This is a genomic window from Williamsia sp. M5A3_1d (assembly GCF_053345315.1).
The window spans coordinates 1-17,334 of record NZ_JBKEZX010000004.1; the positions used below are offsets into that span (position 1 = coordinate 1).

The window sequence follows — 17,334 nt, forward strand, 5'->3', positions numbered from 1 at the left end:
GTATCGAGGCCCCGAAGACATCGTCTTCGGGGCCTCGGTCATTTCTGCTTTGATGACCCCATGGCGTCAGTTGTCGACACTTATCTGCACCGAATCCAGTCTGCGTGCACTCCTCTGGACGCCGGCAACGTGGCTGATTACATCCCACAGCTCGCCGCGGTCGACCCGGACCGCTTCGGGGTGTCGGTGGTGGTCCACGACGGTCACGTCTACTCCGTCGGCGACAGCACCGTGGAGTTCACCATCCAATCGATATCGAAAGCGCTCACCTACGCGTTGGCGCTTCGTGAACGAGGATTCGACGACGTCGACGCGCAGATCGGGGTCGAGCCCTCTGGGGAGGCGTTCAACGAGATCAGTGTCGATCACCGGACTCGTCGCCCCCGCAACCCCATGATCAACGCGGGAGCGATCACAGCGGCCGCACTGCTCCTGCAACCGCGAGACGACAGGCCGTCGGTCGACCTCGGCCCACGGGTGGACGATGCGTTCGCGGTGATCCTCGACTTCTATTCGGGCTGTGCCGGGCGACACCTTGCCATGGACGTCGAGGTCTACCGGTCGGAGATGGCCACCGGTTCCCGGAATCGAGCGATCGCCTACATGCTGCAGAGTTTCGGGGTGTTCCCTTCCGATCCCGAGGCAGCGGTCGATCTCTATGTCCGTCAGTGTTCGGTCACGGTGACCTCCGATGACCTCGCCGCGATCGGTTCCACCCTTGCCAACGGCGGGGTGAACCCTCGAACAGGTCGTCGCATGCTCGACACCGCCACCACACGACGCGTGTTGAGCGTGATGACCACCTGCGGGATGTACGACGGGGCGGGCGACTGGGTGACGACCGTGGGACTGCCGGCCAAGAGCGGGGTGGGCGGCGGGATCCTCGCGGTCCTGCCCGGTCAGCTGGGTATCGGCGTGTACTCGCCGCGTCTCGACGAGCACGGCAACAGTGTTCGGGGCGTGAAGGCGTGTCGGCACCTGTCCGACGATCTCGGCCTCCACATGTTCAACGTGGCGCGCGAGAGCCGCGTGACGATCCGATCGACCTACGACGGGCATGAACTCGACCTCGGTGCCGGCCGTTCCGAGGTCGAACGCGCCTACCTCCGGGCACATCGCCATCGTGTCCGGGTGCTCGAGCTGCAGGGCGACCTGACCTTCTCCGGCGCCGAGAGCGTCGTCCGCCGGGTGGAGACACTGCGCGCGGATTCCGACGTGATCGTGATCGACCTCACCCGGGTCGGTGTGATCGACGACGTGTCCCGTCGGTTCATCGTCGGCCTGCGTGCGACGCTGCTGGCCGACGACACCGAATGGGTGATCGTCGATCCTGACGGCGTGGTCGCCGCACCGGGACCAAAGACCGTCCGGCCGAACGCGAGTACCGATGCACCGGTCTCGTCGATGGCCGAGGCGACCGAGCGTGCCGAGGACATCCTCCTCAAGCGGGCTGCCGACCGGTCGGACAGATCGCGCTGATCAGGCGTCGTACACCGACAGGCACGCCCAGGCCGCCAGGGTCTGGGCGTCGACGACGATGCCGGCGCGAATCCCCTCGACGACCTCGTCACGCGTCCACCATCGGCCGAGCAGATCCTGTTCCTCGTGTTCCCGGCGTGCAGTACCCGGTCGGGGATCGCCGGCGAGGACCACCGCCGAACGCTGCGAGGTGAAGCCCGGCGCGACATCGATGACGGCCAGGATCCGGAGATCGTCGCTGCGCAGGCCCGTCTCCTCGAGCAGCTCGCGGCGCGCCACGGTGAGCGCGTCGTCTGCGTCAGGCGTGGTCCCGGCGGGGAACTCCCAGCGACGTGCCGACACCGGGTACCGGAACTGTTCGACGAGGTAGAACTGCTCGACGCCGTCGACACTGCGTCGGGCGATCACCACCGCACCGAGTGGGCGATCGACGACGCCGAAGATCCCCGCGGTGCCGTCACGTCGGCGGATCGCGTCTTCCCGTACCGACATCCACGCGTTGGCGTAGACCTCGCGCGAGGCCACGGTGGCGATGTCGACGCCGGTGGCGTCGGTGGATCCGCGATTCGTCGGCATCCGAACAGCATCACCGGCGTGCACGCCGCCCACAAGCGGTGATCCGGTGCGGTGACCGCACGGGCACGACCCCTAAGGTGAGGTGGTGCGTCTGGTGATCGCTGAGTGCCAAGTGGACTACGTGGGACGGTTGACGGCCCATCTGCCCATGGCGCGTCGGTTGCTGCTGATCAAGAACGACGGGTCGGTCAGCGTGCACGCCGACGACCGCGCCTACAAGCCGCTCAACTGGATGAGTCCTCCGTGTTGGCTCGTCGAACATCCCGCCCCACCCGAGAGCGATGCCTCGGCGCTGTGGGTGGTGACGAACAAGGCCGGCGAGGAGCTACGGATACTGCTCGGGCAGATCCACCACGACTCCGTCCATGAGCTCGGCGTCGATCCGGGGCTCATCAAGGACGGCGTGGAAGCGCATCTGCAGGAACTGCTGGCCGAACACGTCGGGACCCTGGGCCCGGGCTACACCCTGATCCGTCGCGAGTACATGACCGCGATCGGCCCGGTGGATCTGCTGTGCCGCGACGCCGCCGGACGCACGGTCGCCGTGGAGATCAAACGTCGTGGCGAGATCGACGGCGTCGAGCAACTCACCCGATACCTGGAACTGCTCAACCGCGACACGACCCTGGCACCCGTCGCGGGGGTCTACGCCGCTCAGCTGATCAAGCCACAGGCACGCACGCTCGCCGAGGACCGCGGTATCCGCTGCCTCGTGCTCGACTACGACGCGCTCCGGGGAACCGAGAGCACCGAGTTTCGTCTCTTCTGACCGTGCCCAGACACAACAGACGCGATCGGGGTGGCCCGCCGTTGCCGCCGACAGGTGCGTTACATCGCGTGGAACGCGGCCCGGCCGGTCTCGACATCGATCACCACGTCCGTCCCATCCCGGGGTCTCGAGCCACCAAGCCCTATCTGTGCCCGGGGTGCCATCAGACGATTGCGCCGGGAACCGCGCATCTGGTGGCGTGGCCGGTCGACGACCCCGACGGCGAGGACCGACGCCACTGGCACACCGGTTGCTGGAACGGTCGCGTCACGCGCACCGGGTACCGGTAGCCCGCGCCTCGACCCTGCGATCGGGCGTCAGCGAGTCGATTCGGTGAGATCGGCCGAAGCCCCTGCGGTGGTCGCGTCGTCGCCGCGGCCACCGGTCGATCGCACGACCTTCGCGTCGTCGGACAGGCCGCGGTTGAGGAGATCGGTGCTGTCGGTGTCGACGACATCCTTCTCGTCCTCGAGTTCGGCCAGCAGTCGCGGCAGATCATCGAGATGAGTGCGGACCTCGGTGAGTTGGGCCAGCATGCGTGACCGGAGCTGTCGCGCACTCTCCACCAGTTCGCCCGACCGGGTGACGCGTTCGGTCGCCACCGACCGCGACTGTGCGAGCAGACGTTCCGATTCCGCGGTCGCGTTGTCGATGAGTTCGCGTGCAGTGGCCTCAGAGCTGATCTCGAGTTCCTTGATGGCCTGCACCGCTTTGTCCCGGCGGGCCGCCATCGTGACGTCGAAGTCCTCCTGCACGCGTTCGCGTTCGCGGCGGGCCTGTACGTCGATCTCCTCGGCTTCGGCTCGGGCGTTGGCCACGATCCGCTCGGCCTCCAGACGAGCGGCCTTCATGGTCCGCTTGTGTTCGCTCTCCATCGCCGCGGTGCGCTCGGCGATGAATGTGGCGTTCTCCTCGCTCGCCGCACGGGCCTGCGCCTCGAGGCGGGACGCCTCGCCGCGCAGACGCTGTGCCTCGGCCTGGGCCGAGGCGAGCTGTGAGGCGGCCTCCTCGGAGGCGTCCTCGCGCAGTTGCGTCGCCTCCTGCCGGGCCACCGACAGCAGCTCCGCGGACTCCGACTGGGCGTTGGCGCGCATCTCCGACGCCTCGTCGGCCGCGAGCTGCAGCATCCGCGAGATCCGGTCGCTCATGCCCTGGGCGGTGGTGACCGGGACCGACAGCGAGTCGACCTCCCGGCGGAGCTGTTCGACCTCGTCGCGCGCGTCGTCGAGATGCTCGGCGAGTTCACGCGCGTTGGCGGCTGCGGCATCGCGATCGGCGGCGATGACGCGCATCTCGGCGTCGGTGCGGGCGAAGAACTCGCCGACCTGTTCGCGGTCGTACCCGCGCATCGCGATGGCGAACGGCAGTGCGGACGACGAGGTGTGGGACTGATCGGACATGCGGAGGAGTTTACGCGGAGCGGCACGCGGTCAGACGCCCAGTGCGCCCGAACTCCGACCGTCGGGCGCAGGCTGCTGGAGACCGTCCCACGAGGTCCGTCGGCCGCGGTGACGGATCCCGGACGCCGCGTCGGCCGCGGGTCAGTGCGCGGCCGGTTCGACCAGTTCGAGCAGCACTCCGCCGGCGTCCTTGGGATGGACGAAGTTGATGCGCGAGCCGGCCGTGCCCCGCCGCGGTTGCGGGTAGAGCACACGCAGACCGGCGTCGGTGAGTCGTCGGACCACCTCGTCGAGGTCGGTGACCCGCACCGCGAGTTGCTGCAGTCCCGGACCGTTGCGGTCGATGAACTTCGCGATCGTCGACGACTCGTCGATCGGGGACAGGAGCTGGATCTGGGTGCCGCCGGTCGCCGGCGCATCGGTCGGCCCGACCATCGCCTCCACGACACCCTGTTCGGTGTTCGTCTCCTCGTGCAGACACGCGAAGCCGAGGTGCTCGGCGTACCAGGTCTTTGCGGCCTCGAGATCGGGCACCGCGATACCGACATGGTCGACGGCGGTCACGAGATCGCCGATCAGGGCGGCGGGGCGCGACGCGGGGTTCGGTGCTGGTGAGACCATCGGTCAACGGTAGCGTTGGTGTGTCGGTGACACCACACGCACCACATCTCCCCGCCACCCGCCGGCCCGCCCGGGCCGACGCATCTTCTCGAGAGGTCGCCATGACATCGGTCATCGTCGCCGGAGCGCGCACACCCGTCGGACGCCTGATGGGCTCGCTCAAGGACTTCAGCGCCGTCGATCTGGGGGCCATCGCCATCCGCGGTGCCCTCGAGAAGGCGAAGGTCCCGGCGTCGGCGGTCGAGTACGTGATCATGGGCCAGGTCCTGACGGCCGGCGCCGGCCAGATGCCGGCCCGCCAGGCCGCGGTGAAGGCGGGTATCGGGTGGGATGTCGCCGCCTTGACCATCAACAAGATGTGTCTGTCCGGCATCGACGCCATCGCGCTCGCCGACCAGCTCATCCGGGCGGGCGAGTTCGACTGCATCGTCGCCGGCGGCCAGGAGTCGATGACCCAGGCGCCGCATCTCCTCCCGGGCAGCCGCGGCGGGTTCAAGTACGGCAACACCGAACTCGTCGACCACATGGCATTCGACGGCCTCTTCGATCCGTTCACCGATCAGCCGATGGGCGCGTTGACCGAGCAGGAGAACGACCGGGTCACCTACACGAGGGAGCAGCAGGACGAGTTCGCCGTGCGGTCACACCAGCGTGCCGCGACGGCATGGAAGAACGGGTTGTTCGCCGACGAGGTGGTGCCGGTGTCCATCCCACAGCGCAAGGGCGACCCGATCGAGTTCACCGAGGACGAGGGCATCCGCGCCGACACCACCGCGGACTCGTTGGGTCGACTCAAGCCGGCGTTCCGCAAAGACGGCACCATCACCGCGGGCAACGCCTCGCAGATCTCCGACGGTGCGGCCGCAGTGATCGTGATGAGCAAGGAGAAGGCCACCGAACTGGGACTGGAGTGGCTGGCCGAGATCGGACCCCATGGCGTGGTGGCCGGACCGGACTCGACCCTGCAGGCGCAGCCGGCCAACGCCATCGCGAAAGCCTGTGCGCGTGCCGGTATCGACCCGACCGACCTCGACCTCATCGAGATCAACGAGGCGTTCTCCGCCGTCGGACTCGCCTCGACCGACCAGCTCGGGGTCGACCCCGAGATCGTCAACGTCAACGGCGGCGCGATCGCCATCGGGCATCCCATCGGCATCTCCGGAGCCCGGATCGCCCTGCATCTCGCCCTGGAGCTGGCGCGTCGTGGCGGTGGTACCGGTGCCGCGGCGCTGTGCGGGGCGGGTGGTCAGGGCGACGCGCTGATCATCACAGTGCCCAAGCGCGACTGAGAGCCCTACTACACGTAGTAGTAAGGCCCTGACCGGATCGGGCACAATGGGGGCCATGGAATCCTTCTTCGACCTGCGGACCACCGCCAAGCGCTTCCGATTCGTGGCCGTGTTCGAGGCCATCACGTGGCTGGCCCTGCTCATCGCGATGTTCTTCAAGTGGGTCCTCGGACACACCGAGGCGGTCGCGGTTCCCGGCATGGTCCACGGGATCGTCTTCGTGGTGTTCGTGATCGTGTCGTTGCTGACGGCGATGTCGCTCAAGTGGTCGGCGAAGGTGACCGTGCTCGCGCTGGTCTCGAGCATCCCGCCGTTCGGCACCATCGTGTTCGAGCGGTGGGCCGTACGGAACGGCCACCTCGCGGAGCTGTCCGGGACCGACGCGACCACCGCGAAGGTCGCCTGAGCACGCACGCGGTTGCGGTGGCGGTCTGGCCCGTGTGACCGTGGGGTCATGATCGTCGCCTTCAGCGTCTCCCCGTCCGGTGCCGACTCGGTGGACGCCGACGGCGGTATGAGTGCGGCAGTGGCCGCCGCGGTGCGCGTGGTCCGCGCATCCGGGGTGACGCACCAGACCACAGCGATGTTCACCTACCTCGAGGGTGACTGGGACGAAGTGATGGCGGTCGTGCGTGATGCCACCGACGCCGTCGCGGCGTTGGCTCCGCGCGTCTCGCTGGTCCTCAAGGCCGACATCCGACCGGGTTTCGACGGACAGCTGGCTGCGAAGGTCGAACGGATCGAGAGCCACCTGCGATGACGGCCACTCCGGGCGACACCCTCGCGCGGACCCTGCGCCGGCGTCGCATCGCGGTGTCCGCGGTGTTCGGCATCAACGGGCTGCTCGCCTCGATGTGGGTGTCGCACATCCCGGTCATCTCCGACCGGACCGGTGTCGACCACACCACCCTCGGCGGACTGCTCCTCGTCCTGGGCGGGGCCGCCTTCCTCGGGATGCAGCTGTGTGGTCCGATCGTCGACCGATGGGGTTCGCGCGGACTCATCGTCATCGCCGCCGTCTCGCTCGCCGTCGCCACCCTCGGTCCGGTCCTGTCGCACTCGGCGTGGCAACTCGCCCTGGCGCTGGGCCTGTTCGGGCTCGCCAACGGATCCATCGACGTCGCGATGAACTCCCAGGCCGTCGTCGTCGAGCAGTCCTACCGACGACCGATCATGTCGTCGTTCCACGCCTACTTCTCCCTCGGCGGCGTGATCGGCTCGGGTGTCGCCGCGGCCGCCCTGTTCGCCGACGTGCCGGTGATCCTGACCGTGAGCACCGTCGCCGTCGTGTCCGTCGCCGCGATCGTCGCCGCGCGGCCGTCCCTCGTGGTCGGGTCGGCGCGTGCCGACGACGACCTCGACGACGACAGCACCGCGAACAAGCGTTTCCCTCCGGGCCTCCGGATGCGTATCGGGCTGATGGCGGTCGTCGCGTTCGCCCTGATGCTGGCCGAGGGCACGGCCTACGACTGGAGCGCGCTGCACCTCGTGGAGCGCTTCGGCACCACCGACGCCGCCGGCGCGGTGGCCTTCGGCGCGTTCAGTGCGACGATGCTGATCGGCCGCTTCGCTGCGGACTCGATCACGGCCCGGTTCGGTCCGGTCGCGGTGGTGCGCGCCGGTGCGGCCACCGCCGCGGTCGGCATGGCCGTCGTGATCTGCGCGCCGGCACCCGCGGTCGCCATCTTCGGGTGGGCCGTCTTCGGTATCGGCGTGGCGGGCGGTGTCCCGCAGTTGTTCACCGCCGCGGGCAATGTCACCGACCGGCCCAGCGGTCGGGTCATCTCGACCGTCGTGGGAAGCGGTTACCTGGGCATGCTCGCCGGCCCGGCACTCATCGGGTTCATCGGTCACGAGACGACTCTGGGGTCGGCGCTGTGGCTCGCGGCGGCGGCCATGCTGTTCGCGTGTGTCGCCGCCTCGGTGGTCCGCCGACCGGCGTCGGCGTCGTCGGACGGGTCCACGCGACGGGATGGAGCACCATCGGCGGGTCATGCCAAAATGGAGGTGTGACACGACCCCAACCACGCCAACAGGCCGCGGCCGTCGCTCGCGCCGCCGCCATGACCGGAGCCGTCGACCTGTCGGTCCTCAAGGAACGCGCCGACGCCGCCCGGAACACACCGACGACCCCGCGCCCGCCCGTCGGCGCGCGGACGAATGGAGACGCCGCAGCGGCGGTACCCGCAGTCGTCGAGGTCACCGAGGCCACGTTCGAGGCCGAGGTGATCGCGCGGTCCGACCAGGTGCTGGTGCTGGTCGACCTGTGGGCCACGTGGTGCGAGCCGTGCAAGCAGCTCTCGCCGCTGCTCGAGCGTCTCGCCGAGGAGGCGGGCGGGCAGTGGATCCTCGCGACGATCGACATCGACGCGAACCCCCGTATCGCCCAGGCCTTCGGGGTGCAGTCGGTACCCACCGTCGTCGCGATCGCCCAGGGGCAGCCGGTGGCCGCGTTCCAGGGCGTCCAGCCCGCCGCGCAGATCACCGCGTGGGTCGACGAGATCCTGACCAAGGTCGGCGACCGGCTGACCGGCCTGCCCGCCGCAGAGGGTGCCGAGGTGCCCGATCCGGTCGATCCGCGGATGGCCGAGGCCGAGGCGAAGCTCGACGAGGGGGACTTCGAGGGCGCCCTCGCCGCGTATCAGGCTCTGGCACAGGCCGAACCGGGCAATGTCGAGGCCGCATCGGCCGCCCGCAACATCGAGTTCGTCATCCGCGCGCAGGCTGCCGATCCCGCAGTGGTGGACACCGCCGCCGCCGACGACATCGAGGGTCAGTTCGCCGCAGCCGATGTCCTCCTGCTCAACCAGCGACCCGACGACGCATTCGACCGACTCATCGCGCTGGTGCGCGCCACCTCCGGTGACGACCGGTCGGCGGTCCGCACACGACTGCTCTCCCTGTTCGAGCTCTTCGACCCGTCGGAACCGTTCGTGGTCTCCGCGCGTCGCAAGCTCGCCAGCGCCCTCTACTGAGGTCGGTCGGCGGGAAGGTCGGCGGGCTGGATCCAGATGGCGCCGTTGGCGGGCAACGTCATCCGTGCCGAGGTGGGACGGCCGTGCCACGGGTCACCGTCGGCGACGATCGACCCCATGTTGCCCTCGCCGGTCCCGCTGTAGTGCGGGGAATCGGTGTTGAGCACCTCGGTCCAGCGTCCCGCCGTGGGCAATCCGACGCGGTAGTCGGTCTGGGTGACCCCGGAGAAGTTGAACACGCACGCCAGCACACTGCCGTCGGATCCGAAGCGTAGGAAGCTGATGATGTTGTTCGCGGTGTCGTTGGCGTCGATCCACGAGTAACCGTTGGGTGTGGTGTCCTGCGTGTACAGGGCCGGTGTCCGGCGGTAGACACCGTTCAGGTCGGCGACCAACGCCTCGATCCCGGAGTGCAGTTCGCCCTCCCACCCGGTGCGCTGGTCCCAGTCGAGGCCGCGCTCCTCCGACCACTCGGCCACCTGTCCGAAATCCTGGCCCATGAACAGCAGTTGCTTGCCGGGGTGAGCCCACATGTACGCCAACGCCACTCGCACGCCGGCGGCCTTGGCGTGGGAATCGCCCGGCATACGGGTCCACAACGTGCCCTTGCCGTGCACCACCTCGTCGTGGCTGATGGGCAGCACGAAGTTCTCGCTCCACGCATACATCAACGAGAACGTGATCTCGTGGTGGTGGTGACTGCGGTGGATCTGATCGCGCCCGAGGTATCCGAGCGTGTCGTGCATCCAGCCCATGTTCCATTTCATGGTGAACCCGAGTCCGCCGAGGTTGGTCGCACGGGTGACGCCGGGCCACGACGTCGATTCCTCGGCGATGGTGACCACCCCCGGATGATGCTTGTGGACGGTCGCGTTCATCTCCTGCAGGAACTGCACGGCCTCGAGGTTCTCGCGACCACCGTAGATGTTCGGGCTCCACCCGCCGTCGGGTCGCGAGTAGTCGAGGTAGAGCATCGAGGCGACGGCGTCGACACGGAGGCCGTCGATGTGGAACTCCTCGAACCAGTACAGCGCGTTCGCGACGAGGAAGTTGCGGACCTCGTTGCGCCCGAAGTCGAACACGTATGTGCCCCAGTCGAGTTGCTCGCCGCGCTTGGGGTCGCTGTGCTCGTAGAGGGGGAGTCCGTCGAACCGGGCCAGGGCCCAGTCATCCTTCGGGAAGTGGGCGGGCACCCAGTCGACGAGCACGCCGATGCCCAGCGAGTGCAGATGATCGACGAACTCCCGGAAGTCGTCGGGGCTGCCGAAACGTGACGTCGGCGCGTAGTACGACGTGACCTGATAGCCCCACGAACCGCCAAACGGATGTTCGGCGACCGGGAGCAACTCGACGTGTGTGTAGCCCATACGCGAGACGAATTCGCCCAGTTCCGTGGCCAGTTCGAGGTAGCCGAGACCGGTCCGCCACGAACCGAGGTGCACCTCGTAGACGCTCATCGGCTCGTCGGTCGGGGTCGACGTCGCACGCCGCGCGGTCCACGCGTCGTCGGTCCAGCGGTGATCGCTTCCGGCGACGACCGACGCGGTCGACGGTGGCACCTCGGTGCGCCGCGCCATCGGGTCGGCCTTCTCGCGGGTCACCCCGTCGTTGCCGACGATACGGAACTTGTAGCGGGTCCCGGGGCCGATGTCGGGGACGAAGACCTCCCAGACACCACTCGACCCCAGCGACCGCATCGGCGTCGATCGACCGGCCCAGCCGTCGAACGACCCGATGACGGTGATCCCGCGGGCGTTGGGTGCCCACACCGAGAACGCCGTGCCGGTGACGGTGCCGTCGGGGGTGTCGTAGCTGCGACCGATCGCTCCGAGGATGTCCCACAGCCTTTCGTGGCGGCCCTCGGCGAACAGGTGGAGATCGAGTTCGCCGAGGCTGGGCAGGAACCGGTACCCGTCGGCGACGACGTGATCGGCGGTGCCGCCCGCGGCGTCGGGGTAGGTGACGCGGTAGCGGTAGTCGATGAGATCGGCGAAGGGCACCGCGGCGACGAACAGACCCTCGGACTGGCGGCGGAGGGGGAACTCCTCGCCGCCGATGATCGCGACCACCGCTGAGGCGTCGGGACGCAGCGTGCGCAGGATGGTGTGTCCGGGGGCGGGGTGGGCGCCGAGCACCGAATGCGGGTCGTGGTGGATGCCGTTGCGCAGCAGGTGCAGGTCGTGCGCGGACATGGCCGGGTCCACCGGGTTCGCGGCACCGGCCGGTCCGGTGGGGGTGGGGGGCTCCACAGTGCTCACGAGGTCACGTCCTTCGGGGGGAGACGAAACGCCAGGCGCGCCGCGACATCGACGGGCAACGGCGGCAGGGCGACGATGTGGGCGACCGCACGCCACGGCTCGAGTCGGACGTAATTAGCCTGCCCCCAGTGGAAGTGCTCACCGCTGACCTCGTCGACGCCGGAGAAGCGGTCGTTCCAGTCGTGTCCGAGCGCCGGCATGTCGAGCCACACCGTCGACTCCTCGGCACCGAACGGATTGAGGTTGACGACCACCACGACGCGGTCGCCGGTGGACGGGTCGACCTTCGAATAGGCGATCAGCGCATCGTTCTCGACGTGGTGGAACGTGATGTTCCGCAGCTGCTGGAGAGCCGGGTGGCGCCGACGGATGTCGTTGAGCGAGGTGATCCAGGGCTCGAGCGAATCACCCCGCGACGACGCCGCCTTGAAATCGCGTGGACGCAACTCGTACTTCTCGGAGTCGAGGTACTCCTCGCTGCCCGGCCGCACGGCCTGCCCCTCGAACAGTTCGTACCCGCTGTAGACCCCCCACGTGGGCGCCAGCGTCGCCGCGAGCGCGGCCCGCAACGCGAACATGCCCGGCCCGCCGTGCTGCAGGCTCTCGTGCAGGATGTCCGGGGTGTTGACGAACAGGTTCGGTCGGGCCTCGTCGGCGTGCGCGGCGATCTCGGTGCCGAACTCGGTGAGCTCCCACTTCGCCGTCCGCCAGGTGAAGTAGGTGTACGACTGCGTGAAACCGAGTTTCGCCAGCCCGTAGAGCCGCGCCGGACGGGTGAACGCCTCGGACAGGAACAGCACGTCCGGATCACGCTTCTTGACCTCGGAGATCAGCCACTCCCAGAAGTCCGGCGGCTTGGTGTGCGGGTTGTCGACCCGGAAGATCTTGACCCCCACCGACACCCAGTAGACGACGACGGCGAGGACGGCGCGGTAGATCCCGGCGCGGTCGTCGTCGAAGTTGAGGGGATAGATGTCCTGATACTTCTTCGGCGGGTTCTCGGCGAAGGCGATGGTGCCGTCGGGCTGCACGTAGAACCACTCGGGGTGCTCGGCGGCCCACGGGTGATCGGGCGCGCACTGCAGCGCGAGGTCGATCGCGACCTCCATCCCGAGTTCGGAGCTGCGCGCGAGGAAGTACCGGAAATCGTCGACGCTGCCGAGCGCGGGATGGATCGCGTCGTGGCCGCCCTGCGCCGAGCCGATCGCCCACGGCGACCCGACGTCGTCGGGGCCGGGGGTCAGCGTGTTGTTCGGGCCCTTGCGGTTCATCAGGCCGATGGGATGGATCGGCGGGAGGTAGACCACGTCGAATCCCATGTCGGCGATCCTCGGCAGATCCTCGGCGGCGGTGAGGAAGGTCCCGTGCACCGGACGACCCTCGTTGTCCCATCCGCCGGTCGAGCGCGGGAACAGCTCGTACCAGGCACCGAACAGCGCGCGGGTCCTGTCCACCCACACCCGGAACGACCGGCTCTTGGTCACGAGGTCGCGTACCGGGTACTCCTCGAGCACGGCCACCACCTCGGGCGACAGGGCGGGACGGACACGCACGGCGAGCTCGTGGTCCGAGCGCAGCGCGGCGACGGCGTCGGCGATGAGGGTGCGGTGGTCGGAGCCGACCTGGGCGAGGGCGCGTTCGAGCAGGCGTGCGCCGATCTCGAGGTCGTTGGCGAGCTCGTCGGGGCCCTGACCGGCCTCGAGCTTCTTGGTGACCGCAGAGTTCCAGGTGGTGTACGGATCGCTCCACGCGTCGATCCGGAAGCTCCAGTAGCCGACCTCGGTGGGGGTGAACGCCGCGTTGTAGGTGTCGGGTTCGTGTGCGGCCGACATGCGCCGTTCGATCACCATCCCGCGGCGTGGGCCCTCGGCGTGCAGTGTCGCCGCGACAGCGTCGTGCCCCTCGCGCCAGACGGTCGCACTGACCGGGAAGAACTCTCCCACAACCGCTTTGGCGGGAAACTGACCGGCGTCGATCACCGGCGCGATGTCGTCGATGCCGATGCGCCCGATCACCCGTTGGCCACCCTTCGTGCTCTGTCGTCGCGCCACGACAGGTGTCGGGCGCGCTCACGCTCGCTCTCGCGTGGGTCGACTCCAACCGTAGGGGATCGACGGGCGTTTGGCGCCAGGACTCCCCACCGGACGCCACCGGCGCCCGACACCCGCGTCCCGCGGGGATCAACCGGCGGCCGGGGCCTCGCTCTGCAGCCGGGCGAGCGCGGCGCGGACGACGGCGGGGTCGGTGGTCTGCCAGAAAGGGGGCAGCGACGCGCGGAGGTAGCCGCCGTAGCGTGCGGTGACCAGTCGCGGGTCGAGGATCGCCACCACCCCGCGATCGTCGGTGGCCCGCAGCAACCGGCCCGCGCCCTGGGCGAGCAGGAGTGCGGCGTGGTTCGCCGCGACGGCGAGGAATCCGTTGCCGCCGCGGGCGGCGACCGCGCTCTGTCGGGCGATGAGCAGGGGATCGTCGGGTCTCGGGAACGGGACACGGTCGATGAGCACCAACGACAGCGACGGGCCCGGGACGTCGACGCCCTGCCACAGCGACAGCGTGCCGAACAGGCACGTCGCCTCGTCGGCGGCGAACTGCTCGATCAGCGTGCCGGTCGCGTTCTCGCCCTGACACAGCACGGGGGTGTCGATGCGCGTCCGGACCGCGGCGGCGGCCTCCTTGGCCGCACGCATCGAGGAGAACAGTCCGAGGGTGCGTCCGCCGGCAGCGGTGATGAGGGAGACCATCTCGTCGAGGGTCGCCTCGGCGATCGACGCCCGACCCGGCGGATCGAGATGGGCGGCCACGTAGAGGATCGCGCAGCGGCGATAGTCGAACGGTGACCCGACGTCGAGGCCCTGCCACCGGATGGTGTCGCCGTCGGCCGGGGTGGGGCTGCCGGTCGCGGTGAGGTCGGAGAGCACGGCCGCCGACGCGTCTGCACCGCGACCGGAGATCGGCAGTCCCCAGTTCGCGGCGAGGCTGTCGAAGGTCCCGCCGACGGTGAGTGTCGCCGACGTCAGGATCGCGGTGGCCTCGGCGAACAACGACGACCGCAGCAACCCGCCGACCGAGAGCGGAGCGATCCGTAGGGTGCGACGCCGCTCGTCGCGCACCAGGTCCTCAGCGATCCACACCACGTCGCGACGCTTCGACTCGTCGGGTTCGTCGAAGGCGCCGAGCAGCCGGACGGCGTTGTCGTGCAGGTCGTCGAGGGCGGTGATGGCCGCCGAGCGTGCGGCTGCCCCGGTCGAATCGGTGCCGTCCCGCGCCGGTCCGATCGCCGAGCGTGCCCGCCACAGCCGGTCACGCAGGGCGGCGAACGTGGCGCCCGCACCGTCGGGCAACGATGTCCATCGGCCCGGTGCGGTCGATTCCAGCAGTCCCGCGACGAGTTCCCCCGCACCGTGGATGTCGTCGACGAGTTCCTCGTCGATCAACTTCGAGCATCTGCGGGCGACGCCGGCGACCGTCGACGACGCGATCTCCGCGGTGGCGACCGAGGTGATGCGGTCGACGAGTTCGTGTGCCTCGTCCACGATGACCACGTCGTGCTCGGGTAGCACGTGGAAACCGCTCATCGCGTCGATCGCGAGCATGGCGTGGTTGGTCACCACCACGTCGGCGGCCGACGACCGGCCGCGCGCGAGTTCGGCGAAACAGTCGGTGCCGTACGAGCAGTTGGCGGCACCGAGGCATTCCCGTGCGGTTACGCTGACCTGCTTCCACGACCGGTCCATGACCGCGGTCGGGAGGTCGTCGCGGTCTCCGGACTCGGTGTCGCTGACCCATTCCCGTAGACGCACCACCTCGCGGCCCACCCGCGACGAGGTGAACGGGTCGAACAGTTCCTCGGTCTGCTCCTCGGCCTCGCCGGAATGGATCTTGTTGAGGCAGATGTAGTTCCCGCGGCCCTTGAGGATCGCGAAGCTCGGTTCGCGTCCCAGGGGTGTGCGCAGTGCGGCGGCCAGGCGGGGCAGGTCGCGGTCGATGAGCTGTCGCTGCAACGCGATCGTGGCGGTGGACACGACGACGGTCGAACCGGACTCGACGGCGTGGCGCAGCGCGGGGACGAGGTAGGCCAGCGACTTACCGGTACCCGTGCCCGCCTGCACGGCCAGGTGCTCACCGGTGTCGATGGCGTTCGCGACCGCCGACGCCATGGCGAGTTGGCCGTCGCGGTGGCGGCCGCCGAGCGCCGACACCGCCGAGGCGAGGAGCTCGGTGACCGGGGGGAGTGCGCTCACGGAAGGGCGAAACGGGTCGGGACCGCGGGCTCACCCGATGACAGGCTCAACCCCTCCCACGGCAAACTGACCAGAGCCGCCGCGAGATGTTCGCGGCTGTCGGTGATCGACGGCAGGTCGTCGACCGGCTCGCCGCCCCGCACCAGGGGTATCTGCAGCGCGGTGGTGGTGAGGCCGTCGGTCTGGGGGACCGGTGAACCCGCCGGATGGATGATCTCCTCGACGATGGTGCCGGTGTCGCGCGCGGCACGCGCAGCGGACTTGGCCCCGCCTCGGGACTCCTTGTGGCTGGACCGTTTCGCGACGCCGATGCCGTCGACCTCGACCAGTTTGTAGACCATGCCCGCGGTCGGGGCGCCGCTGCCGGTGACCAGTTGTGTCCCGACGCCGTAGGCATCTACCGGCTCGGCGCGCAACGCGGCGATCGCGTACTCGTCGAGATCGCCCGAGACCACGATGCGGGTGTCGGTGGCGCCGAGATCGTCGAGCTGGGCGCGCACCTGACGGGCGAGCACGCCGAGGTCACCGGAGTCGATCCGCACACCCCCCAGCTCGGTGCCCGCCACCTCCACCGCGGTGGCGACCCCGCGGGTGATGTCGTAGGTGTCGACCAGCAGCGTGGTGCCCACACCCAGTGCCGCGATCTGGGCGGCGAAGGCGGCCCGTTCCCCGTCGCCGTCGACCCCGACATGGGCGAGGGTGAACGAGTGTGCGCTGGTGCCGGCCCCGGGGACCCCGTATCGGCGGGTGGCCTCCAGGTTCGATGTCGAGGCCATACCGGCCAGGTAGGCCGCGCGGGCACAGGCGACCGCCGCCGATTCGTGGGTCCGTCGCGATCCCATCTCGATGATCGGGCGGGTGCCCGCGGCGGTCACCATCCGCGCCGCGGCCGACGCGATCGCACTGTCGTGGTTGAGGATCGACAGCGCCAACGTCTCCAGCACGACCGCGTCGGCGAAGGTGCCCCGTACCGACAGGATCGGCGACCCGGGGAAGAAGAGCTCGCCCTCGCGGTAACCGTCGATGTCACCGGAGAAGCGGTAGGAACGCAGCCACTCGAGGGTCGCGTCGTCGACGACGTCGGTGAGGGTGCGCAGCTGCTCCTCGCCGAACCGAAAACCGGCGAGAGCCTCGATCAGGCGGCCGGTCCCCGCGACGACCCCGTAGCGACGGCCGTCGGGGAGACGCCGCGCGAACACCTCGAACGTGCAGCGACGCTGCGCCGTCCCGTCGCGCAGAGCTGCCGAGACCATGGTCAGCTCGTAGCGATCGGTGAACATGGCTGTGTTGTCGACGCTCACAATCACCTACCCTGGGGGCCATGCGCGGACTGATGACGACCGCACGATTCCGAGGAGGCCGGGCTCCCAGAGCCCGGACACACAGGCGGGATCGGCGAGCGCCGATGCCGACTTTCGGTTCTGACGAGGCTACCCCGGCCGGTACCGCGGTCGCCGACCCCGACACGGCCGATGCGGACACCGAGATCGACCGCCCCTGGGTCACCATCGTGTGGGACGACCCGGTCAACCTGATGCGCTACGTCACCTACGTGTTCCAGAAGTTGTTCGGCTACTCCGAGACCAAGGCCTCGGAGCTGATGATGCAGGTGCACAACGAGGGTCGCGCCGTGGTGTCGAGCGGCGACCGCGACTCGATGGAACTCGACGTACGCAAACTGCACGCCGCAGGCCTGTGGGCGACCATGCAGCGCGACAGCTGAATC

16 protein-coding genes are annotated in these 17,334 nt (G+C 69.1%); 9 read left to right on the plus strand and 7 right to left on the minus strand.

Features of this window, described 5'->3' with window-relative positions; all coding sequences use genetic code 11:
• Positions 1–60 precede the first annotated feature (60 nt).
• Positions 61–1,479 (plus strand): glutaminase A, encoded by a 1,419-nt coding sequence (gene glsA / locus ACLBW1_RS16950; RefSeq protein ID WP_447813007.1) that lies wholly within the window; start codon positions 61–63, stop codon positions 1,477–1,479.
• On the opposite strand, the gene ACLBW1_RS16955 is transcribed toward glsA, so the two are convergent.
• Positions 1,480–2,055 (minus strand): NUDIX domain-containing protein, encoded by a 576-nt coding sequence (locus tag ACLBW1_RS16955; RefSeq protein WP_447813008.1) that lies wholly within the window; start codon positions 2,053–2,055, stop codon positions 1,480–1,482. It abuts the gene before it with no gap.
• An 85-nt stretch (positions 2,056–2,140) separates the two neighbouring features.
• Between ACLBW1_RS16955 and nucS the strand changes: the two genes are divergently transcribed.
• The gene (gene nucS, locus ACLBW1_RS16960; protein WP_447813009.1) at positions 2,141–2,824 is read left to right on the plus strand and encodes an endonuclease NucS; all 684 of its coding nucleotides are present in this window, start codon (positions 2,141–2,143) and stop codon (positions 2,822–2,824) included.
• Between the two features lie 2 nt (positions 2,825–2,826).
• The gene (locus tag ACLBW1_RS16965; protein WP_447813010.1) at positions 2,827–3,114 is read left to right on the plus strand and encodes a hypothetical protein; all 288 of its coding nucleotides are present in this window, start codon (positions 2,827–2,829) and stop codon (positions 3,112–3,114) included.
• 27 nt (positions 3,115–3,141) lie between these two features.
• On the opposite strand, the gene ACLBW1_RS16970 is transcribed toward ACLBW1_RS16965, so the two are convergent.
• Both ACLBW1_RS16970 and mce read right to left on the minus strand, forming a co-directional pair.
• Positions 3,142–4,224, minus strand: coding sequence for a hypothetical protein (locus ACLBW1_RS16970; protein WP_447813011.1), 1,083 nt, complete (start codon positions 4,222–4,224; stop codon positions 3,142–3,144).
• Positions 4,225–4,365: 141 nt separating this feature from the next.
• The gene (gene mce, locus ACLBW1_RS16975) at positions 4,366–4,845 is read right to left on the minus strand and encodes a methylmalonyl-CoA epimerase (RefSeq protein WP_447813012.1); all 480 of its coding nucleotides are present in this window, start codon (positions 4,843–4,845) and stop codon (positions 4,366–4,368) included.
• A gap of 101 nt (positions 4,846–4,946) precedes the next feature.
• Between mce and ACLBW1_RS16980 the strand changes: the two genes are divergently transcribed.
• From ACLBW1_RS16980 to ACLBW1_RS17000, 5 genes are read left to right on the plus strand one after another with little or no spacing between them, the layout of a single operon-like run.
• Positions 4,947–6,134 (plus strand): acetyl-CoA C-acetyltransferase, encoded by a 1,188-nt coding sequence (locus ACLBW1_RS16980; protein WP_447813013.1) that lies wholly within the window; start codon positions 4,947–4,949, stop codon positions 6,132–6,134.
• A 46-nt stretch (positions 6,135–6,180) separates the two neighbouring features.
• Positions 6,181–6,540 carry a DUF3817 domain-containing protein gene (locus tag ACLBW1_RS16985; protein WP_447813014.1) on the plus strand — a complete coding sequence of 120 codons (360 nt, stop codon included), beginning with the start codon at positions 6,181–6,183 and terminating at the stop codon, positions 6,538–6,540.
• A gap of 48 nt (positions 6,541–6,588) precedes the next feature.
• Positions 6,589–6,894, plus strand: coding sequence for a thiamine-binding protein (locus tag ACLBW1_RS16990; protein ID WP_447813015.1), 306 nt, complete (start codon positions 6,589–6,591; stop codon positions 6,892–6,894).
• Positions 6,891–8,147 carry an MFS transporter gene (locus ACLBW1_RS16995; protein ID WP_447813016.1) on the plus strand — a complete coding sequence of 419 codons (1,257 nt, stop codon included), beginning with the start codon at positions 6,891–6,893 and terminating at the stop codon, positions 8,145–8,147. Before ACLBW1_RS16990 ends, ACLBW1_RS16995 begins: the two co-directional genes overlap by 4 nt.
• Positions 8,144–9,109 (plus strand): tetratricopeptide repeat protein, encoded by a 966-nt coding sequence (locus ACLBW1_RS17000; RefSeq protein WP_447813017.1) that lies wholly within the window; start codon positions 8,144–8,146, stop codon positions 9,107–9,109. Before ACLBW1_RS16995 ends, ACLBW1_RS17000 begins: the two co-directional genes overlap by 4 nt.
• On the opposite strand, the gene glgB is transcribed toward ACLBW1_RS17000, so the two are convergent.
• The 4 genes from glgB to ACLBW1_RS17020 form a co-directional block, all read right to left on the minus strand.
• On the minus strand, positions 9,103–11,301 hold the full coding sequence (gene glgB, locus ACLBW1_RS17005) for a 1,4-alpha-glucan branching protein GlgB (RefSeq protein ID WP_447813592.1): 2,199 nt from the start codon (positions 11,299–11,301) through the stop codon (positions 9,103–9,105). The genes ACLBW1_RS17000 and glgB overlap by 7 nt on opposite strands.
• Before the next feature lie 62 nt (positions 11,302–11,363).
• Complete coding sequence (locus ACLBW1_RS17010; protein WP_447813018.1) at positions 11,364–13,382, minus strand: maltotransferase domain-containing protein; 2,019 nt, start codon at positions 13,380–13,382, stop codon at positions 11,364–11,366.
• A 165-nt stretch (positions 13,383–13,547) separates the two neighbouring features.
• Positions 13,548–15,608, minus strand: a complete 2,061-nt coding sequence (locus ACLBW1_RS17015; protein WP_447813019.1) for an ATP-dependent DNA helicase — start codon at positions 15,606–15,608, stop codon at positions 13,548–13,550.
• Positions 15,605–16,909 carry a nicotinate phosphoribosyltransferase gene (locus tag ACLBW1_RS17020; protein WP_447813020.1) on the minus strand — a complete coding sequence of 435 codons (1,305 nt, stop codon included), beginning with the start codon at positions 16,907–16,909 and terminating at the stop codon, positions 15,605–15,607. Before ACLBW1_RS17020 ends, ACLBW1_RS17015 begins: the two co-directional genes overlap by 4 nt.
• 104 nt (positions 16,910–17,013) lie before the next feature.
• Between ACLBW1_RS17020 and clpS the strand changes: the two genes are divergently transcribed.
• Positions 17,014–17,331: an ATP-dependent Clp protease adapter ClpS gene (gene clpS / locus ACLBW1_RS17025; protein ID WP_434218129.1), complete on the plus strand. Its 318-nt coding sequence runs from the start codon at positions 17,014–17,016 to the stop codon at positions 17,329–17,331.
• Positions 17,332–17,334: the final 3 nt, after the last annotated feature.